Origin of the sequence: Pseudomonas bharatica CSV86, from assembly GCF_000319305.2 — a bacterium.
Taxonomy (GTDB): domain Bacteria; phylum Pseudomonadota; class Gammaproteobacteria; order Pseudomonadales; family Pseudomonadaceae; genus Aquipseudomonas; species Aquipseudomonas bharatica.
On record NZ_AMWJ02000002.1, the window covers coordinates 614,258 to 639,863 of the forward strand.

The window sequence follows — 25,606 nt, forward strand, 5'->3', positions numbered from 1 at the left end:
CCATCATGAACATCATCGGACCCGATTACCTGGTCTTCGGCGTGGACAACGTCGCCGACTGCGTGCAGTACATGACCGACTACGGTCTCAAGCCTTGCGATATCGACGAAAGCGGCGGCTGGCTGGAGGCCCTCGATGGCACTGGCGTGCTGATCCGCCCGCGCCACGACCCACGCCTGCCGCCGGCGATGGAAACCGCCACCACCCTGCGCGAAACCGTGTACGGCGTCGCCGACGAAGCCACCCTGCAGGCCATCGAGGCCGAGCTGGGCAAGGACCGCGAAGTGCAGCGCGGCGAGGATGGCGTGCTGCGCTGCGTGGACGACATGGGCTTCGCCCTCGGTTTTCGCATCACCCGGCGCCGAACCCTCGACCTGCCGGGCGAAGCCAGCCATGCCCCGGGCGCGCCGGCAGCGCGTGCGGTCAATGCGCTGGGTGCGAGCAACGACATGCCGGCCTTGCCGCGCAGCCTGTCCCATGTGGTGTATTTCGTGCCGGATCCGGACCGGGCCGAGGCGTTCTACCAGCGCCTGGGCTTCGTCTGCACCGACCGTTTCGCCGACACCGGACCGTTCCTGCGGCCCGGCGGCACCCAGGACCATCACACCCTGTTCCTGATCCAGACCCCGCCGTTCATGAAAGGCATCGAGCACTTCACCTTCCATATGGGCGGGCCGACCGAGGTGCTGGTGGCCGGGACGCGCTTCGTCGAGAAAGGCTATGAGTCGTTCTGGGGCCCGGGACGGCACCAGTTGGGATCGAACTGGTTCTGGTACTTCAACAGCCCCATGGGCTGCCATGTGGAATATGACGCCGACATGGACCTGCACGACGAGCAGTGGACGGCCCGCGTGGCCGCGCCAGGGGCGGATAACTCGCAGTATTTCCTGTTCCACTACCAGGAGAAATGGTTCCCGGGCGGGCCGCCGGCCAAGCATTGAGGGAATGCAAAAAGGGGGGTGTCGGATGACACCCCCCTTTTTTGATGTGTTGCTGATGGCCTCATCGCTGGCAAGCCAGCTCCCACAGGTTACGCGATCCCTGTGGGAGCTGGCTTGCCAGCGATGAGGCCATCAAAAGCAACGTCCATCTTCAGTTCTTCCGCGGCGGCACAACCACCCCAACCTCCTTCGCATACGCCTGCCACTGCCGCTTCAAGCGCTCGAACACCTCCGGCTCGCGCGAGGCCAGGTCCTCCAGTTCACCCCGGTCCCGCGCCACATCGAACAGTTGCCAGCGCGTGGGCTGCGGCGCCTGCCCGGGCATCGCCCAGGGGCGCAGCCCGAGCAGCTTCAGGTTGCCTTCGCGGTAATACAGGCTGCCGAACAACTCCCCGGCCAACGGCCGTTCCAGCGCACCCTTGCCCTCCAGCATCGGCAGCATCGAACGCCCGGTGATCGGGTGCTTGCCCTGCTCTTCGGGAACCGCCAGCCCGGCTATCTCGAGGAACGTTGGTGCCAGGTCGTCCACCCGCGCCACGCCATGTTCCACACCCTGGCGCGCCAGCGAGCGAGGCATGTGCACGATCGCCGGCACGCTGATCCCGCCTTCCGCCGTACTGCCCTTGAACAGGCGCAGCGGCGCCGCACTCACCTCGGCCCAGCGCAGCCCGTAGTCGATCTGCGAGCCACGCCGCCCCAGGTTCTCCAGGCTGTTATCGGTATGGGCGCCCGCCGGGTAGAACTGCTCGTGCCGCTCCCCTGCCGCGCCGTTGTCGGACATGAACACCACCAGGGTGTTGTCGTATTGCCCGGTGCTTTTCAGGTAGTCCAGCAGGCGTCCGATGTTGTAGTCGAGGTTGCCGACCATGGCGGCGTAGATCTCCATCTTGCGCGCCTCGACCCGTCGCTGCTGCGGGCTCAATTGTTCCCAGCCCGGCAGGTCCGCCGCCACCGGCAGGCGCTGCGCGGCAACGAAGCCTTCCGGCAGCAGGCCTTTCTCGCGCTGGCGTTCGATGCGCGCCTGGCGGACCTTGTCGTAGCCCTGGTCATACAGCCCGCGAAACTTCTCCAGCCAGGCCTGCGGCGCCTGCAACGGCCAGTGCGGCGCGGTGTAGGCCGCGTAGGCGAAGAACGGCTTGCCGCTGTCCTGGCCCTTGCGCAGGTAGTCGATCAGCTTGTCGGTGTAGAAGTCCGAGGAGTAGAAATTCTCCGGCAACTCCACCGGCTGGCCATTCTCGCGATAGGTAATACGTTCGATCTTCGCCGTCGGTTGCCCCGGTGGCTTGAAGTGCACGCCCCCCCCTTCGAGCAGGGTGAACGACTGCTCGAAACCACGCCGGTCAGGGCCCTGGTCGGGCCCAAGGCCAAGGTGCCACTTGCCGACCATGCTGGTGCGATAACCACCCTCGCGCAGCAGTTCGGCAATCGAATGGGATTGCCGGTTGAGGTAGCCCTCATACCCCGGTTTGCCACGCTGGAACGGCTGGATCGCCTCCTCCATGGTGCCCAGCCCGGCCAGGTGGTTGTCGGTGCCGGACATCAGCATCGCCCGGGTCGGCGAGCAGGTCGGCGCGGCGTACATATGGGTCAGTTGCAGGCCATGGGCGGCCAGTTGGTCGAGGTTGGGCGTGGCGATCTCGCCACCAAACGAACCCAGGTCGGAGTAGCCGAGGTCGTCGGCCAGGATCAGCAGGATATTCGGCCGCTCGGCAGCCACGACAGCGCCGGACACGAGACATGCCAGCGCAGTGAGCAGGAAGGGAAAACGCACGGGAACCTCGCTGTTCTTATTCTTCGAAGATCGCCACGGCGCGAACGAAGCCGGCGGAGGCGTGCTTGATCTTGTACGGGAAGCAGGACACCAGGAAACCGCTGGCCGGCAGGTTGTCGAGATTGGCCAGTTTTTCCATCTGCCCGTAGCCGATATCGCGCCCGGCCTTGTGCCCTTCCCAGATGATCGAAGCATCGCCACTTTCGGCGAAGCGCTGGCGGGTAAAACTGAACGGTGCATCCCAGCTCCAGGCATCGGTACCCACCACCCGCACGCCGCGATCGAGCAGGTACAGGGTGGCCTCGCGGCCCATGCCGACGCCGGCATCCAGGTAGCCCGGCTGGCCGAACAGGCTGCCGGCCCGGGTATTGACCAGAACGATGTCCAGCGGCTGCAGTTCATGGCCGATACGCCGCAACTCGGCTTCGACCTCGGCCGCGCGGACCACATGCCCATCCGGCAGATGACGGAAGTCCAGCTTCACCCCGGGTTGCAGGCACCATTCCAGCGGTAGCTCGTCGATACCGAAGGCCGGCTTGCCGCCGTCGGTGGTCGAGGCGTAGTGCCAGGGCGCGTCCATATGGGTACCGCTGTGGGTAGTGATGGACAGGCGCTCGGCAGCCCAGGACTCGGCGCCCGGCATCTGCTCGATGGCCAGCCCCGGAAACATCGCGGCCATTTCCGGCCAGCCCTGCTGGTGGTCCATGTAGTCGATCTTCGGCAGCAACGGCGGCGGATCGGTGTAAGGGTTGTTGTCCAGGGTCACCGACAGGTCGACCAGGCGGCGTTTGCGACTCGGGGTCATGGGGATTCCTCTCAGGCGGTTGCGGTGAGCGCCCGTGAACCACGGACGCGTTGGGTAAGGTCGAGGGCCTGGCGCACCAGTGCCCTGGCCGTGCCGTCATGCTGGAAACCACGCTGCCGGGCCAGGGGCGTGCGCATCGGCGGGAAGCGTCCGAACAGCGCTTCCAGCGCCGGGTCGGGCTGGTAATCGATCAGGCTGCGGCGTTCCTCACCGAAGACCTGCGCCAGCGCATCCACCACCGCAGCGATGGACAGGTGCAGCACCGGCAGTTGCCACACCCGGCACGGCGCACCAGCGTGCAGTTCGAATTCGGCGGCATGCAGCAGGTTGTCAACGCAGCAGGCCGCCGACATCCACCAGGCCGTGGCCTGGGGCGAGACCGGGCAGGTGTAGCGCTGCCCGGCCGCGAAACGTTGCAACAACTCGCTCATGAACGCCGAACGCAGCCCGGCGCCGTCGCCGGGCCGGGCGACGATGCCGGGCAGGCGCAGGGCGCGGCCATCCACTTCGCCGCGCCGGCCCAGATCGCCGAGCTGCTGTTCGATCATCAGCTTGTGCGCGCCATAGGACAGCGCCGGGCGTGTCGGTTGCTGCTCGTCCATGCGCAACGGCAGGTCAGCGCCGTAGACCGCAACGCTGCTGGCATACACCAGTACCGGCGGGCGTTGCGCATTGCGCAGCAGCTCCAGCAACTGCAGGCTGGCAAGCAGGTTGACCTGGCGGCCGAGCGCGTAGTTTTCCTCGGCCGCGCCGCCCGCGATGCTGACCAGGTGGAAGATCACATCCACCCCGTCGGCCAGCCCCCTGCGCAGCAACGCCGGGTCGGTGATACTGCCGGCCAGATGACGCAGGCGCGGGTCTTCGGCAAAGCCGTCGAGCTGCTGGTCGAGCAAGATCAGCGCCTCGATGCGCCGGCCGCGCAACTGCCCGGCGGCCAACAGGCGCCGGACTAACTGACGCCCCAGGAACCCGCCCGCCCCGGTGACCATTACGCGCATGGCGCACCTGCCTGGACCACCTGCTGGTCGATGGCGCCGAACAGTGGCGAGCCATCCCGGCAGCGGGCCTCCATGCGCACGCGCTCGCCGAAGTGCATGAACGCGGTACGCGGCGAGCCGTGCTCGAGCATTTCCACTGCGCGGCGCTCGGCGATGCAGGCCGAACCGACGCTGCGGTCGGCGTTGGACACCGTGCCCGAACCTATCACGGTGCCGGCGCTAAGACGTCGGGTCAGGGCCGCATGGGCGATCAACTGGTGGAAACCGAAATGCATGGCGCCGCCGTCGGGATGGCCGAACCATTGGCCATTGCGCTGTACATGCAGGGGCAGGTGCACCCGGCCTTCGTGCCAGTCCTCGCCCAGTTCATCCGGGGTGACCGCCACCGGGGCGAAGCTGGAGGACGACTTGGCCTGGACAAAGCCGAAGCCGGTCTTCATTTCCCGGGGCGCCAGGGCACGCAGGCTGACATCGTTGAGCTGCAGGACCAGGCGTACATGCCCGAGCGCCTGTTCGGCGGAGCAGCCCAGGGGCACCTCGTCCACTACTACGGCGAACTCGCCTTCGAAATCGATGCCATGGGCTTCACTGGGCAGCGGGATGTCCTGGCGCGGGCCGAGGAAATCGTCGCCGGCGCCCTGGTACATCAACGGTGTGTCCTCGACGCCTTCGATAGGATCGAGGCGGAAGGCGCGCTGCATCAGCTCGCCATGGCTGAGGAAGCACGAGCCATCCAGCCATTGCCAGGCTCGCGGCAGCGGGGCCATGGCCTGCTGCGGATCGAAGTCGAAGGCAGCGTCCAGCGCGGCGCTGTTCAACGCTTGGTAGCGAGCCAGCAGGCGCGGTTCGAGCTGCGCCCAGTCGTCGATTGCCGCCTGCAAGGTCGCGGCGATATCGCCGGCGTCGACCGCCCGGCGCAAGTCCCGGGATACCAGGTGCAGACGACCGTCGCGGCTGCCATCGGCCAGGGTCGCGAGCTTCATGCCAGCACCTCCTGCAGCGGCTCGGCATAACGCCCGTCGAGGAGGATGAAGACCATCCGCGCCATCGCTTCGGTGCGGTTGCTCCAGGCATGGTTGGTGCCGCGCTGGACCACGATATCGCCGCGCTTGAGGTGCACGTCCTCGTCATCCAGCACCAGCCACACTTCACCTTCGGTGACGATGCCGTAGTCGAGGGTTTCGGTGCGGTGCATCAGCTTGTGGCGGGACTCGCCCGTACCGGTGCCGGCATGGGACTCGCCGATTTCGGCGAACACCGCCGCCGCATCGGCAGCACTGACCTGGTTCTGCACGCTGTCCGGCGGGATATCCACCACGCGGATCAGGCTGCCGAAGGCCGACGGGCTGAGCACCAGCGGCCTGAGGGTCGGGTCCGCGCCATTGTCGATCACGGCCGGGCTGGCATCGCTGCTCCAGACCTCATGGAACACCGTACCGGGCACGGCCTTGAGTTCGAGGCTGGTGGGCACGGCGCCAACCAGTGCCGCCAGGGCCGTGCCGGTAGCGCTATGGCCGGTGACGACACGTTTGAAGGGGGGAAGTGCTTGCATGTGGACTCCGCTATCAGATCTTGTTCGGGGAAGAAGGCAGGGCCGGCATCGGGCTGATGCGCGGCAAGGCCAGGCAGACCAGGGCCAGCAGCAGTTGCGCCAGCGCCACCACGGCCAGGGCACCTGGGAGTGCCTGCGCACTGCCCGAGGTCAGCGCCAGCACCGCCAGCGGGCTAGCGAATTCGCCGGCGAACAGCGCCGCAGTGAAGCCACCGGTGGCGCGCCCGCGCTGGGCTATGCCGGCACGGGACATTACCCAGGTGATCAAGGTCGGCAGCATCAGGCCGATGCCCAGGCCATTGAGGGCGACCGCCGGGGTCAGCCACAGCGCATCCGGCGCCTGGGCCATCAGGCCGCCGCCAATGCCCGCAGTAACGAAGGCCAGCGCCAGCACGTGCTGGCGCGCCCAGCCATGCAACAGGCGGAACCCGAGGGCGCCAAGCATTACACCCAACTGGTTGGCGCCCATGACCATGCCGATCTGCTGCGGCGACTCGACATGCAGCAAGCCGAGCAGGAAGCCCGCCTGCACCGGCACGATGAACAGGCTGACACCCGCCAGCAGGCTGAACAGGTACAGCGGCAACAGGGCGCCCCACGGAAAGCCGGCGACGTCGCGTTCCAGCCGGACCTCGCTCGCCTCGCCTTCCCAGAGCAGCCAGGCCATCAGCGGCAGCAACAGCAGCCCGACGCCGTACAGCATGTAGGGTGTGCGCCAGCTCTCCTGCCCCAGCGCCCCGCCCACGGCAATGAACAGCGCCGCCGACAGCGAGGTGCAGACCATCTGCAAGGCGAACAAGCGTTCGCGCCGGGCGCCCTGGTAGTAATCGCCGATCAGGGTGGTACAGCAGGTCATGATCCCCGCCTCTGCCAGACCCAGGCCGGCACGACTGGCGACGATCGCCGGCAGCGACTCCAGCCACAAGGGCAGCAGGCCGAACAGGCTGTAGAGCAGCATCGAGCCGAGCAGCAGCGGCTTGCGCCCGAGACCGTCGGCGATGATGCCGGCGAAGGGCGCGAGCAAGGCGATCACCAGCGCCGGGATGGTCAGGCTGACCGGAACCAGCACCGAGACCAGCGGGTCATCGCCGAAGTGCGCCTGCATCCGTGGCAACACCGGGGCCAGCAGCACCGCGCCAAGGACCGGCAGGCAACTGCCAAGCAGCAACAACAGGGATTGCGGCAAACCCGCCTGGGCTTCACGACGCATGGGAGACCTCCTGGCGTACGGACGATTCGGTAGGGAGGGACGCCGGACGCACCGGCAGGAGGAAACGCGCCAGGGCCGGCAGCAGTACCAGCGCGCCGACCATGTTCCAGACGAACATGAAGGCCAGCAGCACGCCCATGTCGGCCTGGAACTTGATGGGCGAGAACATCCAGGTGCCGACGCCGATGGCCAGGGTCACGCCGGTCAGCATCACCACCTTGCCGGTGGACACCAGGGCCCGGTAATAGGCCTCGGACAGACTGGCGCCCTGGCGCAGGTGGGCGAGCAGGATGCTCATCACGTACAGCGCGTAATCGACACCGATGCCCACGCCCAGGGCGATCACCGGCAAGGTGGCGACCTTGACCCCGATGCCCAGCCAGACCATCAGCGCTTCGCAGAGGATCGAGGTGAGCATCAGCGGGATCACCGCGCAGAGCGTGGCGCGCCAGGAACGGAAGGTCAGCAGGCACAGCAGGATCACCGCGCCGTAGACCCAGAACAGCATTTCGCGGTTGGCCTCGCGCACGACGATATTGGTCGCCGCCTCGATGCCCGCGTTGCCAGCGGCCAGGAGGAATTTCACCTCGGCAGTGTTATTGGCCGCGGCGAAACCTTCCACATGCTGCACCAGCCGGGTCAGGGTCTCGGCCTTGTGATCGGTGAGGTAGACGTACAGCGTCAGCAGGTTGCACGCCTCGTTGTACAAGCCGCGCGGGGCGCTGGCGGTGATCATGTTGAGCATCGCCTGGTTGTTCTGCAGCTCGTACCACTTGGGGTTGCCTTCCGACAACCCGACCAGCATGCGCCGGTTGAGCAGCGCCAGGGAGTTGGTCGAATCCACGCCCGGCAGGCTGCGTAGCTGCCAGTCCAGCTCGTCCACCTTGCGCAGCACGTCGTAGCGCGCGCAGGCCCCGGCCGGGGTCTGCACCATGATCGCGAACAGGTCGCTGCTGGCGCCGTAGGCCTGGGTCATGAAGGCGTCGTCGCGGTTGTAGCGCGAGTCGGCACGCAGCTCCGGGGCGCCGGCGTCGAGGTCACCGATGGCCAGGTGCAGGCTGACCAGGAAACCCAGCACCGCCAGCACCAGGCTCACGCCGATGCACAGGCTTGCCCAGGGCTTGCGGGTGAACAGGTCAAGAAAGCGCCAGAACGGATGGCGGGCCTTGCCGCTCTGCTCGGCGCGCTCGCTGCGCAGGCTGATCGCGGCAGCACAGGGGCTGACGCCGACGTACGAGAGCAGCACCGGCAGCAGGATCAGGTTGGTGAAGATCAGCACCGCCACGCCGATGCTGGCGATGATGGCCAGGTCCTGGATCACCTTGATCTGGATGATCATCAGCACCGCGAAGCCCACCGCATCGCAGAGCAAGGCGGTGAGACCTGCGAGGAACAGGCGGCGAAAGGTGAAGCGCGCAGCGACCACACGGTGCATGCCGCGCCCGATGTCCTGCATGATCCCGTTCATCTTCTGCGCGCCGTGGCTCATGCCGATGGCGAAGACCAGGAACGGCACCAGCACCGAATAAGGATCGAGCTGGAAATCCAGGAGCGGCAGCAGCCCCAGTTGCCAGACCACCGCAACCAGCGAGCAGATCACCACCAGCAAGGTGCTGCGCACGCAGCGGGTGTAGGCGTAGAGCACCGCCGTGGTGATGAGGATCGCAACGGCGAAGAACACCAGGATCTGTTGCAGGCCGTCGATCAGGTCGCCAACTTTCTTGGCGAAGCCGGTGACATGGATAGCGATGCCATCCTTGGCGAACTCGCCGCGCAACGCCTCCAGTTGCCCGGCCAGTACCGCATAGTCCAGCGCCTTGCCGTCCGGGGTGCGGGCCAGCAGCGGAACCTGGATGATGCTGGAGCGCTGGTCGAAGGCCACCAGTTGGCCGATCTCGTTGGACAACTGCACGTTGCGCCGCAGCTCGGCGAGGGACTCGGGGCTGCCGTTGTAGTCGTCGGGGATGACCGGGCCGCCATCGAGTCCGTCCTCGGTCACCGAGACCCAGCGGGTGGCCGGGGTCCATAGCGACTTCATGTAGGCGCGATCGACGCCGGGCAGCAGGTAGATGCGTTCGCTGAGTTTCTGCAGGGTGTCCAGGTAGGCCGTGTCATAGATTTCGCCGCGCGTGTTGGCGACGGCAATGCGCAAGGTATTGCCCAGGCCGGACAGCTCCTTTTGCCGCTCCAGGTAGTTGGCGATATAGGGATGCCCGGTGGGGATCATCTTCTCGAAACTGGCATTGAGCTCCAGGCGCGTGGACTGCCAGCCCAGCACCAGGGTGGTCAGCAGGCACAGCAACAGGACCCAGTGCCGGTGGTTGAACAGGGCCCGCTCGATCAGCGAACCGGAACGCGGGTCGAACCCGTCCGGGCTGCCCGGGTCGGGATGGCGGCTTGCGCAATTCATGGCGATCACTCCGAAGCGGAAACGGTAGGCGCAGCGACGCGGGACAACCCGGTGAATCCGGCGGTCACCAGGCTGCCGTCGGCGGCCTGGACTACCGCCGCCACCGGCTTGCGCTGCGCGGCAAAGGCGGGCTCCAGGCCACCGACGGCACTGGTGAACAGCCCACCGGACTGATTGCTCAGCAGCACCCGGCCATCGCCGAGGGTAATGGCGTCGCTGAACGACACCGGGGCCAGGGTCGGCAGCGCTTCGGCCTGTTGCGCCCCCGCGGCGAGGACGAAGGCGTTGCCCTTGAGCCCACCGATCAGCAGCGCGCCGTCGGCCCGGGTGGCAAGGGTGAACAGGCTGCCGTGATAAGGACTGGGCAGCGGGTGGAAATGCTCGCCATCGTCGGAACGGGCCAGGTAGCCCTGTTCGCCAGCCAGCACCCAGGACTCGCCCTGGCGCGCCACGGCATACAGATGCAGGCCGTCGGGGTTGTCGATGCGGCCCATCAGCGAGTGCCAACTGGCGCCGCCATCGTCGCTGCGCAGGGCCAGGCCATAGGCACCGACCACCAGCACGCTGCGCTCATCCCTGGCGGCCACGGCGAGGAAGGGTTTGTCCGCGGCTTCGCCGGCGATGCGCTCGGCGGTTTCCAGCCGGGTCACGGCCATCTCGTCATCCGGCGCCTGCTGCGCGGCGCGGCGGGCATCCTCCAGCTCGACGTGCGCGGCACGCTCGCCGTCCAGTTGCAGGCTCCAGCTCTCGCCGCCATCGCGGGTCGCCAGGACCACCCCGGAATGTCCTGTCACCCAGCCGTTTCGGGCATCGGCAAAGGCCACGGCGGTCAGGCCCACCGAGACCGGCACCGCAACCTGGCGCCAGTGCTGGCCGTTGTCGTCGGAGAGCAGGATCAGCCCGCGCTCGCCCACCGCCACCAGCCGCTCGCCGGCCCGGGCCAGGGCGGTGAAGACGGCGCGCTGCGGATGGGCGATCTGCATCGCCGGGCTTTGCAGGACATCGCCGACCGCACGCTGCTGCAGCATGGCCTGGGCCTGGCAAGTGGAAGCCAGCGGCAAGGCGAGGACCAGCAGCAGGCCGCTCGACTGAAGCAATCTGTTCATGTCTACCTCGAAATCCAGTACCGAACGGGAGGGCAGCGCCTGCCCTCCTCCTTCGCGGTCAGCGCACGCCGCGCCCGGCCATTGCCGCCGGGGAGAACTCGGCCGCCTTGTAGCGATCGACCACGGCGTACTGCTGGTCCTTGCCGGCGTAGAGGTTCTGGATGAACCAGGCACCGGAGACCAGGTCGTAGAAGCCCGACGACAACTGGGCCACGGCCGGCAGGTCGGGCATTACCGACGGCAGCGACCACAGGGTCTTGGCCAGTTGGCCGTTGGCATCCCAGCGGTCGCCGAGCATGGCTTGCCAGGTGTCTTCATCGAGGTAGTAGCGGCCCTTGGGCAACTGGTGGCGCTTGCCCGGCGCCAGGTCGGCTTCCACCACCCAGACCCGGTGCAGTTCCCAGCGCACGTAGTCGGGGTTGAGGTGATGCTTGGCGAACAGGTCTTCAGGTTTGGCGGCGGTCTGTACCTTGTTGGTGTTGTAGGGGATGTACATCTCCTGCTTGCCCACCAGCTTCCAGTCGAAGCGGTCCATACGGCCCTGGAACACGCTCAGTTCGTCGAACGACATGACCCCGGCAGTGGCAGGCGTCGGCGTGTCGCAACAGGCGTTGGGCAGCTTGCGCACGCGGCGCTGGCCGGTCAGGTAGACGTGGGCCTGGGACTTGTCGCCGTTGATGTTGGTACGCCCCATGATCTGCTCGCCGGCACGCAGGGCCGGGCCGACGTTGAGCAGGCGGAACAGCCAGTAGTCACCGTCGAAGCTGGCCGCGTTGCCGTCCTGGTAGTAGTAGGGCATCTCCTGCACGGCCTTGCCGTCGGTGGTCATCACCTGGGCGCCGTCGGCGGTCATCAGGTAGTGGCGGAAGTCCATGGCCAGGGACACGCCGCGCCAGTTCAGCAAGTGGTTCCACATGGCCTCGGCACCGTTCTTCGGCAGCGGGAACGGGATGCCGCCATAGGCGCCTTCCGGCACCGGGCCGGCACTGCTCTCTACCAGCTTCGCCTCGCGGGCATTCCTGAGGGTGTTGTCGTAGACCCACTGCGGCGCGGCGGCCGTGCGCCGGGTCGGGTAGACATCGATGCGGTAGCTCTCCGGGTAACGCTTGAACATGGCCTTGGTGCCGTCGCTGAGCCTGGCGGCGTACTGGTCGAGATTCTTCGCGGTGATGCTGTACAGCGGCTTGTCGCCGGCGAACGGATCATTGCGCTTGCCACCCTGTTTGAACGAGGGATCGACCTTGGTGTAGCCGCCGTCCCAGGCCGGGATGCTGCCGTCGGCGTTGCCGGCGCGCTCGGCGCCCAGTGGCGTGAGCTGCTTGCCGAGGTCGTCGGCGCCCGCCGCCACTGCCGGCTGCAGGCCCAGGACTGCGCTGCACAGCAAGGAGGCACAGAAGGTCTTGAGAGCGAAAGGAATGTTCACGGAGATCCCCTCAGAATGTTGTTTTAACCGAGAAGGCCAGGTAGTCCCGGTCTTTCAGTGCTTGTTTGAAGGTGAATCGGGAGAGGGCATCGAGGTTGGTGTCCTCGGGGCGTAGTAGTGGGTGTAGGTCAGGCCGAAGGTCACCCGGTCGAGGTAGGTGGCGCTGACCCCGACGTTGAAATCGCCGCCGCGGTCCGGGCCGAAGCTGCTGACCACCGCCGACTTGCCCATGGGGAAGTAGCTGATGCCCAGCGGCACGCTGAGGTCGATGCCGGGGAACACCTGGCGGTAGGTCGGGGTGTAGACCAGCTTGAGACCGACCCCGTCGTCGGTGGCACCCGGGTCCAGGGCCGCGCGGTTCTTCGTCACGCTGAGCAGGCGGTTCCAGGCCACCTCGCCGACCAGGCTGGCCTCGTTGGCGACGAAGGACGGGCCCAGCGAGGCGATCATGTTCAGGTTGAGGTGCGCGGTGCGGCCGACGGCATAGAGCGGGTGGTCGTCGTTATCGGCAACCACGCCGGCACCGATGGTCTGGCCATTGGAAACCAGCGGCATGTTCCAGCGCATGGAGGCTTCACCGGCGAAGCTGTATTCATCGATGCTGGTGGCGAAGCTGGCGCCCAGCGCGCGGATGTCTTCCGGATAGACCCAGTAGTACTCGCCGATCTGTCCGCTGGCGTAGTTGGGCCCGCTGGCGCTGGGCTTGAGGTACAGCTTGGGCGACTTGTCGTGGTACTGGATGGCGTACAGGCCGTACTCGACGGTGTCGGCGGTGTAGCGCAACTGCAGGCCGCCCTGCCCCGAGCTTCTCGCGTCCTTGTCCTTGCCGTGGAAGAACGCCGCCGGGCTGTCCGGATTGCCGCCAAGAAACGCCGGGAAGGGTTCGCCGACGATCAGGCGTTCGTTGCCGGTGCCGATGGTGTCGCTGACCGAGAAGTAGCTGCCGGCGCCCGGCAGGCGGGTTTCTTCCCATTCGAACTGGTAGTAGGCGCCGACGGAAAGCGCGTCGGTGAGCTGGTAGGTACCGGACAACTGGCTGACCGGACGGGTGATTTCCTTGAACTGGGTGTTGGGCACCGACACCGCCTTGACCACGTCCACCGGGGCCATGCCGCCGGCAATGCCGTTGGCGCCGAAGAACAGGCTTTCGCCCCAGATCAGGCCGTGGCGACCGAGACGCACCGAGGCGGCGCGGTCGGCGACGTCGCCGTTCCAGTAAACGAAGGCATCCAGCAGTTCGCCGTCGCCGCCGTGCAGATGACGGGTGTCGTCGCTGAACCGGTCGTAGGCCACCGAGCGCACGTTGGCCCGGGACGGGTCGTTGTTGTCGTTGTCCTTCTGGTATTCGGTGTCGTACCAGGCCGCGCCGCTGACCCGGGCGCCGAAGTCGCGGTAGCCGATGTCCAGCTCGGAAAGGATGTCCAGGCGGTTGGAGATCAGGCCCTTGGCGAAGGCACGGTCACCGTCGTCCTGGTTGAGGGCGACCTGGCCGCGGGTGAGCTTGCTGCTCTGGTCCTGGGTGCGCCAGGCGGCGCTGTACTTGAGTGTGTTGTCCCAGCGCAGGCTCAGGTCCGGGTTGCCGGTCTGGATTTCGAATGCCTGGGCGCCGGGAATGCCCATGACCAGCGCCGCAGCGAGCGTCAGGGTGGAAGGCGCACGCCGCGATGCGGCGATGGAGCGAATAGCCATCGAACGAACCCTCTTTTATTGTTTTTGTTGGCATCTTTTCTTGGCCACCACCGGCCGGTAAGGCAGCCGGACCGGTTCTGGGTCGTGTGCCAGGGGTGGCATCGCCCGGCGGGATAGACCGGGCGACGGGCACAGGTTGACCTGCACGGCTGTCTCTGACTAATCGCTTGTCGGGATGCGACCTATCGAGCGGCGCGATACCTCGAAGGCATCGCGCAGGGGGATATCAGGCATCGGCAAAAGCGATACCCGGGCGCATTGACGGCGCGCGAGCGCGACCGGAAGGTATCGGCAAAACAACTACAAGAAGCCCGAGCCATGCGTTTTCACCATCTGGACCTCAACCTGCTGGTTGCCCTGGACGTGCTCCTCGAAGAGCAGAACATCACCCGCACCGCCGAACGCCTGCACATGACCCAGTCCGCCACCAGCGGGGTGCTGGGACGCCTGCGCACCTTCTTCGAAGACGAATTGCTGGTGCAGGTCGGCCGGCGCATGCAGCCGACGCCCTATGCCCTGGAGCTGGCGGGGCCGGTGCGCGAGGTGCTGCTGACGATCAGATCCTCGATCACCGCCAGGCGGGTATTCGACCCGGCCGCCAGCAAGCGGCACTTTCGCCTGGTGACCTCCGATTACCTGATCAGCGTGCTGTTCGCCCAGGTCATTCAACGGATTCACCGGCAAGCGCCAGGGGTTACCTTCGAGATGCTCAGCCCCGGCGACAACAGCTCCGAACTGCTGATCCGCGGCGAGGTGGACCTGATGATCGTGCCCGAGCGCTACCGGATCGACGATCACCCGGCGCAGCTGCTGTTCGAGGAAGACCATGTCTGCGTGGTCTGGCGCGACAACCCGGAGGTCGGCGACAGCCTGAGCCTGGAACAGTACCTGGCCATGGGGCATATCTCGGTGGGCTTCGGCCGCAACCGGCACCTGAGCATCGAGGACTGGATCATGAACCAGTACGGGGTGAAGCGGCGCCTGGAGGTGATCACCAACGACTTCAACACGCTCGCGCAACTGCTGGTCGGCACGCCCCGGCTGGCGACCATGCACCGGCGCCTGGCGCAGCTTTATGCGCGGTACCTGCCGCTGAGGATATTGCCGACACCCATGAAGATTCCGCTGATGGGCGAGTACATGCTGTGGCACCGGAGCATGGACGGGGATCCGATGCTGAAGTGGTTGCGCGGACGGATTCGGGATTGCATTCAGGATATTGATCTGCCGGTGACCTGATGGAGCCGGCCACAGAATTCCGGCTCGACTCGCTCGACTGTGGGAGCGGGTTTACCCGCGATGACGGCGGTGAATTCACTACCGCTATCGCTGGCAAGCCAGCTCCCACAGGTTTCTCGGCCAGCCGCGGGTTTTGTGTTCGACACGGTCACTGTGGGAGCTGGCTTGCCAGCGATTGCGATGGTGAATTCACTGCCGCTATCGCGGGTGAACCCGCACACACAGGGTCCGCGCTGGACCTATCCATCCGGTCAATGCCTAGCCATCGACAGCATCTGATAGTCCCCACCAACACAGCCCCTAGCCTGCGTCACAAACGACAAGACGAGGCACCACCCCATGACCGCCCTGCACCTGCACTGCGCAACCCTCTTCGACGGCACCAGCCTCGAACCCCGCCAGCACCAGACCCTGATCATCGAAAACGGCCTGGTCCGCCACGTCGGCCCGAGCACCCGGTCCCCGCGCCCGCAACCGGGCGACCGTGAGGTGCACGGCCATTTCGTGATGCCCGGCCTGATAGACGTGCATACCCACCTGGCCTTCGGCAATGCGCAAAGCGAGGAAGACATCGATATCTGGACCAGCGACGAATTCCGCGCCCTGCGGGGCCTGTTCTTCGCCCAGCACGTGCTGGCGGCGGGCGTGACGTCGATGGTCTGCCCCGGCGACAGCGGCCAGCTCAGCATCGCCGTACGCAACACCGTGAACGCCGGCTTGTTCGAAGGGCCACGCATTGCCGCCAGCAGCCGGGTGATCACCAATCGCCAGAGCCTCAACGACTGGTTTCCCAGCCGGGTTGGCGCACCGGAGTACTTCACCGCCGCCCTGGTCACCAGCCGCACCGAGGCCATTGCGCAGATCCGCAAGCAGGCCAAGGACGGCGTGGACCTGATCAAGATCGCCATGGACGGCACTCACCGCCGCGCCAACGGCGAGATCATCGCCGCCTTCACCGCCGACGAGACCCGCGAGATGGTCGAGGAAGCCCACCGCCTCGGCTGCCGGGTGGCGGCCCACGCCTACGGGCGTGAAGCGGTCATGTATGCGGCCAGGGCCGGGGTCGACCTGGTGTTCCATGCCTTCTACATGGACGACGCCTGTATCGAGGCGCTGCTCGAAGCAGGCAGCGTCCTCGCGCCAACCATGACCTTCCCGCAGAACACCGTGGACTTCTGCCAGGCCCATGACCCGGCCATCACCACAGGCTATGCCGGCTACTGCGCCCGCACCCTGGAGTCGGGTACGCCGGTGCTGAAACGGGCCAAGGCCGCCGGTGTCCCGTTCGCCTGCGGCAGTGACAGCGGCTTTGCCGTGACCCCCTATGGCGAGTGGCATGCCCGCGAACTGGAACTGCTGGTACGACGCCTGGACTTCACCCCCGCCGAGGCGCTGTTCGCCGCGACCCATGTCGGCGCGCGCCTGATGCCCCGTGGCGAAACCCTTGGCACCCTGGAATCGGGCAAGCAGGCCGACCTGCTGATCCTCGACGGCTCGCCGCTGGAAGATATCCGTATCCTCCAGGACCGCAGCCGCCTGCTGGCCGTGTACAAGGCCGGCGAACCGGTGAAGTTGCAGCGTACCGCCTACGACCCCAGGCAGGTATCGGACTTCAACTCCCTGAAGTGGACCGATCTCTACACCCGCGACCGCGTGGCCGAGCTGGGCAAATGGAGCCTGTGAACATGAGCATACTCGACGTTGAAACGGCCGCACGGCTGGCGGCGGCCACCCTGCGCCAGGCCCGCGAGCTGGGCATCAAACCCCTGGCTGCGGCGGTACTGGACGCCGCCGGCATCCACTGGCGGTGCTGCGTGACGAGCAGGCCAGTTTCCTCCGGCCGCGCATCGCCAGCGGCAAGGCCCGCGGCTGCCTGGGCATGGGCGTGGGCGGTCGGGAACTGGCACGACGCGCGCAGGCGATGCCGGCGTTCTTCGATGCGATCAACAGCCTCACTGACGGCGAAGTGATTCCGGCGCCCGGCGGGATCCTGCTGCGCGATGCACAGGGGCGGCTGCTCGGGGCGATCGGCGTCAGCGGCGATAGCTCGGATAACGACGAACACTGTGCGCTGCTGGCGATTGCCGCTGTCGGCCTGCGGGGGGACACCGGCGACCCTCAAAGCTGAGTCGCCTGCTCCAGCAACAGCTGACGGAACCAGGCGAGCATCGGGTCCCCGGCCTGCTGCGGATGCCATTGCAAGGCCTGGGCAGCAGGCGGGAACTCGACAGGCGCCGGTAGCACATGCAACGGGTAACGCTGCGCCAGCGCTTCGGCCTGGCGGCGTAACAGCGTAGCGATACGCGGTGTGCCGACCACGAAATCGGCCATCAGGGCAAAGTTCTGCACGGTGGCCACCACCCTGCGCTCGATGCCGATGTCCCGCAGGTGCTGGGCTTCCAGGGAGAGCGTCTGCCCATCGGCGAACTCGCGCAGAACGTGTTCGCCTTCACGAAAACGCACCTCCGTCAGCGCCTGGCCGACCGGCCAATGTGCGGCGCAGACGATGCAGCACAACGCATCGTCGAGCAACGCGGCGTGGGGGTAGGCGGGATTGATCCGGCGTTGCGGCACGATCGCCAGGTCGCTGCGACGGTACTCCAGGGCTTCGGCGACCTGGTCGCCATCACGGGACCGGGACAGCTCGCGCACCACCAACGAAGCGCCGGGCGCGAGGCGGCGCAGCGCGCGGCTGACCGCAGGCATCAGGGTAGCCGCCACATAATCCGAGGCCATCAGGGTGAAACGGCGCTCGCAGCGGGCCGGATCGAATTCGGCCGTGGTTTCCACCAGCGCGTCGGTCATCAGCAGCAGTTCGCGGACCCTGGGTGCCAACTGCCGGGCCAGCGCACTGGGCTGCAGACCGCGGCCAACCGGGACCAGCAGCGGATCCTGGAAGTGCTCGCGCAAGCGCCCCAGGGCGGCACTGGTCGCCGACTGACCAAGGTTCAGGCGCTCGGCCGCCCTGCTGACGCTGCTTTCTTCGAGCAGGACATCGAGGGCGACGAGAAGGTTGAGATCGAGGCGGCGATAGCGCATGGACGGGTTATACCTCAACGTTGCCCGCACACGCCCTCGCGTTTAATGCTGGCAGGTATCGCCGTCGGCGATACCTGGCCTGGTTCAGGCCACTGTACCCGGGCCGCTGCCTCTTGCCTCTTCGAGCAACCAATCCACGAAGCCGGAAAGCAGTTGCGTCGGGTCGGCCCGACGCGGGAACAGGGCCACGTATCCGGTCCGGGACACGCTGATGTCCGGCAACGGCGTCATCAGCGTGCCGCGAGCGATGTCGATCTCCAGCATCGGCAGCGGCCCGATGCCGATTCCCAGACCGTCTTCCACGGCCTGGCGGGTCACGAAGAAATGATCGAAGGTTTGCCGCGGATGGCCTTCCAGGTGCTCCAGGCCGGCAGCTTCCAGCCAGCCCAGCCAGTCTCCGGCACGGGTTTCGCTGGCCAGCCAGCGATGCCCTTCGATGTCGCGTGGCTCGCGGATCGGGCGCCGGGAAAACAACGCTGGGCTCATGATCAGCGTGTCGTGGTCTTCCAGCAGTGGCACGACGTGATGATGCGGCCACAGGTCCGGCCGAGCAGCGCCACGCCGGATCGCGACGTCGACACCGCCGCGCAGGTCCTCCACCACGCTGGAAACCGTGGTGACCACCACTTCGATGTCCGGATGCCCGGCGTGATAGCGCTCGAGCCTGGGGATCAGCCAGCGCATCGCCAGGCTGGTGGGCGCACTGACCCGAAGGATGCGTCGCACGCTGGGCCTGCCGCAGGCTTCGGCCGCTACGGCGAGGCGATCCAGGGACAGGCCGACTTCAGCGGCAAAGACGCGGGCCATCGGTGTGGCAACCATCCGCCGCCCCTCCTTGATGAACAGGCGCTGGCCCAACCAGTCTTCGAGCGTAGCGATCTGCTGGCTCACGGCCCCTTGGGTCACGCCCAGCTGCAGGGCAGCATCCGCGTAGCTACCCACCCGGGCCGCCACTTCGAAAACGCGCAATGCGTTGAGGGGTGGAAGACGGCGCATCACTCTTTCCTTTAGAAAATCTAATGTATTCCGTTAGGAGATATGGTTTGTGCAAGTTATTTAACGCATTCACCATCATTGCATGAATACTCAAACCCGGCTTCCAGTGATTCCCAGCGGCACGCCTGCAAAAGCGTCACGCAGCTTGTCGGCAGCCTGCCTGACCCACGCCCTGCATGACGGCTACACCGATGCGCTATATGTGTTCCTGCCGGTCTGGCAAGCGCAGTTCGGCCTCTCCTATGCCGGGCTGGCGGTTATCCGCGCGCTCTATTCCGGAACGATGGGCGGCCTGCAGATACCCGCCGACCGCGCATTGCGCAACTGGTCGCCGCGAGCGGCGCTGATGCTCTCGACCGCACTGGCCTTGGCCGGCCTGCTGCTCATGGCCCTGCCCCTGGGCATGATCGGGCTTTGCGCGGGGCTTGTGCTGGCAGGCATTGGCTCGAGTATCCAGCATCCGCGCAGTTCGATGCTGGTCACCGAAACATACGGGGCAAATTCGCGGCGTCCCTTGGGTATCTACAACTTCTCCGGCGACCTGGGCAAAGCACTGCTGCCTGCGCTGGTGGCGGTGCTGCTACCGGTTATCGACTGGCAAGCGGTGATGGTGCTGATGGCAGCGCTGGGCATCCTGCTGATCATGGCCCTGGCCAGGCTTGCACCGTCGACGCCGATGCAAGCGCAGCGAGCCGCAACGCGTGCCCCGGGGCGCGCCCAGGACGGTCGGGGCTTCGCAATCCTGGCCACGGTCGGCGCCCTGGATACCGCAACGCGCATGGGCTATCTGCTGTTCCTGCCCTTTCTCATCCAGGGCCGCGGTGGCGATTCTCCGACGATCGGCGTCGCCCTGGCCCTGCTCTTCATCGGCGGCGCATTCGGAAAGTTCACCTTCGGCTGGCTGGGCGAGCGGATCGGCGTGGTGCGCTGCGTCATGCTCGCCGAGTGCGCAACGGCGCTATTGATCGCGGCGACGCTGGTCACTCCGCTGCTGCCGACACTGCTCCTGCTACCCGTGCTGGGGATCGTGCTCAACGGAACCTCGTCGGTTCTGTACGGCACCGTCCCGGAATTATCGAAAGGCGATACTGGACGCGCTTTCGCGGTGTTCTATACCTGCGTCATCGGCTCCGGCGGTATCGCCCCCATCCTTTTCGGTGCGATCGCCGACCTGAGCAGCCGAGCCACTGCGCTGCTGCTGACCGTGCTCACCGCACTGGCCGTCGTGCCCCTGGTGTCGACGCTGCGCCCGTACCTTCAGACCAGCCCAACTTCGAGGTAAGCATCGATGGACACAACTGCCCATGCACCCGTCATGGTGATCACCGGCGCCAGCCGCGGCATAGGCGCGGCAACGGCCAGACTTGCCGCCACGCGCGGCTACGACGTGGTCATCAGCTACGTTTCCAATGAAGCGGCCGCCCAGGCCGTGGCCCAGGAGGTGCGCGCCGCTGGCCGCCGGGCGCTGCCTGTGCGCGCTGACAGCGCAGACCCGGAACAGGTCGGCCGGCTTTTCGCCGCGGTCGACGAGACCTTTGGTCGACTCGATGTGCTGGTCAACAATGCCGGGATCATTGCCCGGCAGTCACGCCTGGAGGATCTGGATATCGAGCGGATACGACGGATCTTCGCCGTCAACGCCATCGGCCCGATACTCTGCGCGCAGCAAGCGGTCAAGCGCATGTCGCAGCGCCATGGCGGCGCTGGCGGCGTGGTGGTCAATGTATCCTCGGCAGCGGCCAGGCTCGGCAGCCCGAACGAATACATGGACTACGCCGCCTCCAAGGGTGCACTGGAAACCTTCACTACCGGCCTGGCCAAGGAAGTTGCCGGGGAAGGCATTCGCGTCAATTGCGTTCGGGCCGGCCACATCTATACCGAAATGCACGCCAGCGGCGGGGAGCCAGGACGGGTAGACAGGGTCAAGCACACGATTCCGCTAGGCCGGGGTGGCCAGCCGGAAGAGATCGCGCAGGCCATTCTCTGGCTGGCAAGCAGCGAAGCGTCATTCGTGACCGGGGCGTTTCTGGATGCGACAGGGGGGAAATGAAGGGGTGGTGTCCAGGGCAGGTTCGAACTGCCAACCTTCCCCTTAGGAGGCATATGCTTTTGTGAGTCAGCTTGATTCCGCTCGCTTCCTGAAATGTCACAACCCCCTGTTTTTAAAGGGCCTATCTATTCTGCTTGTGTCTTAAGGTTTCTCCTTGTAGCGTTCTGAATCATGAGAAGTGGGGACCGAAGTGGGGACTGGAATTGGCCACCAATACTGCAGATAAAAGCGTGAACGATCAAAAGCTCAAGGGCATGCCGCTAGCCTCCAAGTTGACTGAAAGCTTACCTGGCCGTTCTCGGGGTAGCCTTTTGTTCAAGCGCAGCCAAAGTGGTGCGATCAGTGCCTACTTCCGCTACCGGCTCAACGCAAAGGACACGATGATCTCTCTGGGCCAATATCGCTTGAGCGTCAGGGCGCCGGGACTGGCACTGTCCGAGCTACGCGACAAAGCGGCAGAGATGGCGTTGATTGCTTCCGAGCACGGCGACGTTAAAGTGTACTTGGCGGCCAGAGCCGCCGCAGAGAAAACACAACGACAGGCCGAAGCGCTCGCTCAGCAGCTTGCGACGCGACAAGGTAGCTTCGAAGAACTGCTAAACGCATATGTCAAAGATCTAACCGCTCGCGGCAAGGTCAAGGCAAAAGAAGTCGAGCGCCTATTTCAGACACACGTGATCCAGCACCACCCAGATCTGATGAAGCGTCCAGCAAAGTCCATCAGCGGCGAGGACATTCATTCGGTGATGAGCGCGCTACTCGCACGCAAACCTAAAGGTCGTGGTATCGGGAACAAAGCGAAAACGGTCAACACTGACATGCGATCAACTGCTGCCAGCGTCCACCGATATCTAAAGGCTGCATTCAGCTATGGCGGCAAGGCACACCTTTCCCTGGATCGAGATGTAAGTGATTCGAAGGTTTTCGACATCGGGGTCAATCCAGCTACCAAGGTCCCTACCCTTGCTAATACACGCGGCGGTCAGACTGAATCCCTGACGCCAGAGGAGTTTGGTGAGCTTTTACGTCACTTGGATACCCTACCTCCCCGAGAGATGGCGATCTGCAAAGGTTTAATCTACCTGGGCGGCCAACGAATGGAGCAACTGCTCCGTGTGACCTGGGAGGATACGTCCGACGATCTTCTGCACCTTACCGACGGAAAAGGGCAAAAGACTCAAGCATGGGATCACCTGCTACCCCTGACCGCCAGGATTAAACAAATCCTGACGCCTTTGTTTGAGAGCAAGATTGGGCCTGGCCCGTTTTGTATTGGCCGGCGCTGTATTCGTCCGGATACAGCGGGCAAGCGATTCAGTGATGCTGGAAGAGCGTTGAATGGTTCCGGTAAAACGCGATATTTCAGTTACGCGAACGTCCGGGTAAGCGCTGAAACGCTGATGGCTGCACTTGGAATTACAAAGGAAATCCGTAGCTGGCTGTTATCTCACGGGCGCAACGATGTGCAATCGATTCACTACGATCGATACAGCTATCTACCAGAGAAAAAGGCTGCCCTGGAGCTATGGGGTAGATACCTAGACTGTTTGTATGCGGAGAAAGAGTGGGATCAAGGCAAGGTCATTGTGCTCAGCCGAAAGCGGCCTCAGGAGATTACAAAAAGCTGATGCAGTGATTCGGCCTAGTCAACAGCAATGCTAACGAGTGGTCAGTATCGGATCAATTAGGTGGTCAAGTGGTGTGCAATTTCGCATGAGCAAATCACCCAGCCTAATAGTCACGAACAATCGTAGCCATTTGGTAGCGTAACAAGGCAGGAAAATTGGCCTGCCTTGAGCAAATCAAGTCAACCCTGCCCCCCATCGTCCACCACCGGCGATGGCTTGTATTCGCACCTTTGCCGCACGAAGTCAGTCGGTACTGTTACGAACGCCTCAAAGAACTCCTCGAAGTCGAAATCGGCCAGCTTATACGGAGCGACAAGCACGGATTCTTGGGCATTCCGAGGAAAACCACAGGCTGATTCGCCGCGACGTTGGCGCACTCGTGGGAATAGCTAAAGTCCAATGCATGTGCCATCAGATAGACCTTCTCCGGCACGCGGGAATCAGCTATCTGATCACTAGACCAGCCCCATCCGAAATAGAGAATCACACCGGACACCAAAAAGGACAGTAGCGAGTATAGAGGTGGCTCATCAACGGAGGTGCCATCAAGCCTACCTTTGATCCAGCCGGCACCAATTAGGCCGTGAACCAATGATAGCGTCATGGCCACGCTGAGTATGAACGGCACCAGCCACTTGAGCACCAATAGACCAGTGGTGAGGACCAAGGTAATGGGTAAGGCGGAAGCATCAATGTGGAAAACCCCATTGACGTAACTCGCAGCTTTACCACGTGCGCAGAGAACCACAACGGAGAGGATGATTGAAACCAGAAACTTGGTAATGGCAAAGCTCCATAGCGACCTCACCACCGCCGAGCGCTCCAGAGACACCCCAATGAAGATCGTGCACAGGACCACAGCCGACAAGCGAAATGCCAAGGTATGCTCGCGTACCCAGTCCATATCGCTGCTAGCTGATCGAGTGATTGCCAACAAGACACCCACAATGCCAATCAAGCCAAGGGCCCAACTGAGCTCATATCGCTGCCTGGCTTTTTCATGCCCTTGGGCGCTCAGCCATTCCCCTAAGCGGTGGTGGATGTCGCGAACGTAATACTTCAAAGACTTCTGGCGTTCCCGAGACAGGTCCTGCCCAGTCCCTCGAAGCTCACAATGAATGCCTTCGAGGTGTTTTTCGATTTTTTCGCTCATGTTCTGAAGACTATCGCTGAAGAAAACGATGACGTGAAACATATGTTCCGCGTGGGATCATGCAAGCCCGGCAACTGATCTTCGTTGACATGAAGCGATGCAATTAGCCCAGGTAAGATGACGTCAGCCCAGGCTTGCTGGCATAGATGCCGCCGCGTATTGAGCAATCGTACGCTCGACATGAGCATCGGCGCGGCGATAGATTACCGGGAGCTCCGCGTCGAAAGCTCGCGCAACGTCTTCAAATGTCGGCGTCGCTTGTCCACCGCAACCGCGACGCAGGCGAGCTTTCACTTTGTCGTACAGCTTTGCTAGCACCTGGCTCTGCTCGACATAGCGGCGCAGGCTTGACAGCTTGTAAGGGTCAGAGAAATTTTTCGCAGACGAGTTGATCAGCGCTTCGTATTTAGACATGTCCACGGAGAAAGCAGGTTCAGTGTAGAAGTAGTGATAGCAAAGTTTCCTGATTCTTTCGTCCGCTTCGTATTGCTGCTGCCGTAGCAGATCCTCTTCATGCTCCGCCTCCTCGTCAGCTTGAACTTTCTTCATGACCAGAATTTCTGCTTTTGAAGCAATGGCCAGTAGCTCCATGTCGTCCCCTGCAAAGGCGATTTGCTTGAGAAAGGTCGCTACCCCAGCAGTTTGTATTCCAAGAAAAAGTCGTGATCTAGATAGTTCCCGTCGACGTTTTGTTGTGACTCCAGCTTCTCGACCCATGCTTCGAGGTTTGCTTTGATCGCGCTGCGCATCCAATTGCCCTTATTTAAATTCAGCCCGTACATTCTGTATGTTTCTACAGGCAAGGCACTATGCCATCAGGCGGCTGGTAATCCTAGCCCCCCTGCAAAAGTGGACTGGGCGTCGCGGGAATACATTCCTATATCTACCGACAACGCCCTGTTGATCGGCGGCGTTTTCCTACGGTTTAACGCCGTTGACCCAACCCGTCCGAGCAGGAGTTGGATAAAAGCAAAAAGCCGGTGAAACAGGTAATCAACATGATCTGTATGAATTACCGGTACTTGACGCTTTTCGTAATGACGAATGAGGAAATTGTTGCCTATATCGGTCAGTTGTTTCGCCTCGACATCAAGCATTGTACGGAAGTCAGGTTCGCTAGCAGTAGCGTCCAAAATCATCGAGATCGATCTCTTTTTATCTGCATCAGCAAGCGATTTCAGCCGTTCAAATGCATCCCATAAACGCTCAAGTGCTTCCCGACGAATGATCGGATCTGGTGAGGAAAACTTCGCCCGAGACTCTTCGAGAGCATTGTCCAAGATCTTATCGCCTGTCCTGAAGACGGCTCGACTAAGCGTCTCGCGCAGAATCAGAGGCAATAGGCGTACGACTCGCCCATTGGATTGCAACTCGTAGGCTACTCCGCATCGTGCAAAAACACTGTTAACATCGACCATGAACTCAAACTGGCCTTCACTCTGATTAAAACCCAGGTGGTTGTGGTTATGATAATCGTGACGTTTGACTACAAAAGGCTTCGCGACAACAGCATGCACATACTCTATGAAATCCAGAATCAGCAAAGTTGCTGGTGCCATTGGAATGGGAGACCCAAAGCTAAAATCAGGATCTGTC

20 protein-coding genes and 2 pseudogenes are annotated in these 25,606 nt (G+C 63.9%); 7 read left to right on the forward strand and 15 right to left on the reverse strand.

Going from position 1 to position 25,606, the window contains the following annotated elements:
• Positions 1 to 5 precede the first annotated feature (5 nt).
• Positions 6 to 941 (forward strand): VOC family protein, encoded by a 936-nt coding sequence (locus CSV86_RS16475; RefSeq protein ID WP_009402994.1) that lies wholly within the window; start codon positions 6 to 8, stop codon positions 939 to 941.
• 151 nt (positions 942 to 1,092) lie between these two features.
• Here the strand turns inward: CSV86_RS16475 and CSV86_RS16480 are convergent, their stop codons facing one another.
• The 10 genes and pseudogenes from CSV86_RS16480 to CSV86_RS16525 form a co-directional block, all read right to left on the reverse strand.
• Entirely contained in the window at positions 1,093 to 2,712 is a 1,620-nt protein-coding gene (locus tag CSV86_RS16480; RefSeq protein ID WP_037061288.1) for a sulfatase-like hydrolase/transferase, read from the reverse strand.
• 16 nt (positions 2,713 to 2,728) lie between these two features.
• Complete coding sequence (locus tag CSV86_RS16485; RefSeq protein WP_009402996.1) at positions 2,729 to 3,517, reverse strand: cyclase family protein; 789 nt, start codon at positions 3,515 to 3,517, stop codon at positions 2,729 to 2,731.
• Positions 3,518 to 3,528: 11 nt separating this feature from the next.
• Entirely contained in the window at positions 3,529 to 4,515 is a 987-nt protein-coding gene (locus CSV86_RS16490; protein WP_037061290.1) for an NAD-dependent epimerase/dehydratase family protein, read from the reverse strand.
• Complete coding sequence (locus CSV86_RS16495; RefSeq protein ID WP_009402998.1) at positions 4,506 to 5,498, reverse strand: fumarylacetoacetate hydrolase family protein; 993 nt, start codon at positions 5,496 to 5,498, stop codon at positions 4,506 to 4,508. Before CSV86_RS16495 ends, CSV86_RS16490 begins: the two co-directional genes overlap by 10 nt.
• Complete coding sequence (locus CSV86_RS16500) at positions 5,495 to 6,067, reverse strand: cupin domain-containing protein (protein ID WP_009402999.1); 573 nt, start codon at positions 6,065 to 6,067, stop codon at positions 5,495 to 5,497. Before CSV86_RS16500 ends, CSV86_RS16495 begins: the two co-directional genes overlap by 4 nt.
• A gap of 13 nt (positions 6,068 to 6,080) precedes the next feature.
• Entirely contained in the window at positions 6,081 to 7,277 is a 1,197-nt protein-coding gene (locus CSV86_RS16505) for an MFS transporter (RefSeq protein WP_009403000.1), read from the reverse strand.
• Positions 7,267 to 9,687 (reverse strand): efflux RND transporter permease subunit, encoded by a 2,421-nt coding sequence (locus CSV86_RS16510; RefSeq protein WP_009403001.1) that lies wholly within the window; start codon positions 9,685 to 9,687, stop codon positions 7,267 to 7,269. The genes CSV86_RS16505 and CSV86_RS16510 overlap by 11 nt, the downstream gene beginning before the upstream one ends.
• A gap of 5 nt (positions 9,688 to 9,692) precedes the next feature.
• Positions 9,693 to 10,793 carry a WD40/YVTN/BNR-like repeat-containing protein gene (locus tag CSV86_RS16515; protein WP_009403002.1) on the reverse strand — a complete coding sequence of 367 codons (1,101 nt, stop codon included), beginning with the start codon at positions 10,791 to 10,793 and terminating at the stop codon, positions 9,693 to 9,695.
• A 58-nt stretch (positions 10,794 to 10,851) separates the two neighbouring features.
• The gene (locus tag CSV86_RS16520; protein ID WP_009403004.1) at positions 10,852 to 12,216 is read right to left on the reverse strand and encodes a DUF1329 domain-containing protein; all 1,365 of its coding nucleotides are present in this window, start codon (positions 12,214 to 12,216) and stop codon (positions 10,852 to 10,854) included.
• 10 nt (positions 12,217 to 12,226) lie between these two features.
• A pseudogene (locus CSV86_RS16525) lies at positions 12,227 to 13,905 on the reverse strand (DUF1302 domain-containing protein).
• Between the two features lie 318 nt (positions 13,906 to 14,223).
• Here CSV86_RS16525 and CSV86_RS16530 point away from each other — a divergent pair.
• From CSV86_RS16530 to CSV86_RS16540, 3 genes and pseudogenes are all read left to right on the forward strand, one after another.
• Positions 14,224 to 15,144 (forward strand): LysR family transcriptional regulator, encoded by a 921-nt coding sequence (locus tag CSV86_RS16530; RefSeq protein WP_009403007.1) that lies wholly within the window; start codon positions 14,224 to 14,226, stop codon positions 15,142 to 15,144.
• Positions 15,145 to 15,483: 339 nt separating this feature from the next.
• Entirely contained in the window at positions 15,484 to 16,827 is a 1,344-nt protein-coding gene (locus CSV86_RS16535; RefSeq protein ID WP_009403009.1) for a metal-dependent hydrolase family protein, read from the forward strand.
• A 2-nt stretch (positions 16,828 to 16,829) separates the two neighbouring features.
• Positions 16,830 to 17,272: pseudogene (locus CSV86_RS16540) on the forward strand (GlcG/HbpS family heme-binding protein).
• Here CSV86_RS16540 and CSV86_RS16545 read toward each other — a convergent pair.
• Both CSV86_RS16545 and CSV86_RS16550 read right to left on the reverse strand, forming a co-directional pair.
• Positions 17,263 to 18,183 (reverse strand): LysR family transcriptional regulator, encoded by a 921-nt coding sequence (locus CSV86_RS16545; RefSeq protein WP_009403013.1) that lies wholly within the window; start codon positions 18,181 to 18,183, stop codon positions 17,263 to 17,265. The pseudogene CSV86_RS16540 and the gene CSV86_RS16545 overlap by 10 nt on opposite strands.
• Before the next feature lie 84 nt (positions 18,184 to 18,267).
• On the reverse strand, positions 18,268 to 19,179 hold the full coding sequence (locus CSV86_RS16550; protein ID WP_009403015.1) for a LysR substrate-binding domain-containing protein: 912 nt from the start codon (positions 19,177 to 19,179) through the stop codon (positions 18,268 to 18,270).
• Between the two features lie 82 nt (positions 19,180 to 19,261).
• On the opposite strand from CSV86_RS16550, the gene CSV86_RS16555 reads away from it, so the two are divergent.
• The 3 genes from CSV86_RS16555 to CSV86_RS16565 all read left to right on the forward strand — a co-directional run bounded on the left by CSV86_RS16555 (position 19,262) and on the right by CSV86_RS16565 (position 22,857).
• Entirely contained in the window at positions 19,262 to 20,461 is a 1,200-nt protein-coding gene (locus CSV86_RS16555; protein ID WP_051032720.1) for an MFS transporter, read from the forward strand.
• 6 nt (positions 20,462 to 20,467) lie between these two features.
• Positions 20,468 to 21,229 carry a glucose 1-dehydrogenase gene (locus CSV86_RS16560; protein ID WP_037061297.1) on the forward strand — a complete coding sequence of 254 codons (762 nt, stop codon included), beginning with the start codon at positions 20,468 to 20,470 and terminating at the stop codon, positions 21,227 to 21,229.
• Between the two features lie 230 nt (positions 21,230 to 21,459).
• Entirely contained in the window at positions 21,460 to 22,857 is a 1,398-nt protein-coding gene (locus tag CSV86_RS16565) for a tyrosine-type recombinase/integrase (RefSeq protein ID WP_009403021.1), read from the forward strand.
• 256 nt (positions 22,858 to 23,113) lie between these two features.
• Here CSV86_RS16565 and CSV86_RS16570 read toward each other — a convergent pair whose 3' ends face one another.
• The 3 genes from CSV86_RS16570 to CSV86_RS16580 form a co-directional block, all read right to left on the reverse strand.
• Positions 23,114 to 24,052 carry a hypothetical protein gene (locus CSV86_RS16570; RefSeq protein WP_240160520.1) on the reverse strand — a complete coding sequence of 313 codons (939 nt, stop codon included), beginning with the start codon at positions 24,050 to 24,052 and terminating at the stop codon, positions 23,114 to 23,116.
• Between the two features lie 81 nt (positions 24,053 to 24,133).
• Positions 24,134 to 24,601 carry a hypothetical protein gene (locus tag CSV86_RS16575; RefSeq protein ID WP_240160521.1) on the reverse strand — a complete coding sequence of 156 codons (468 nt, stop codon included), beginning with the start codon at positions 24,599 to 24,601 and terminating at the stop codon, positions 24,134 to 24,136.
• A gap of 224 nt (positions 24,602 to 24,825) precedes the next feature.
• On the reverse strand, positions 24,826 to 25,554 hold the full coding sequence (locus CSV86_RS16580) for a hypothetical protein (protein ID WP_170394878.1): 729 nt from the start codon (positions 25,552 to 25,554) through the stop codon (positions 24,826 to 24,828).
• Positions 25,555 to 25,606: the final 52 nt, after the last annotated feature.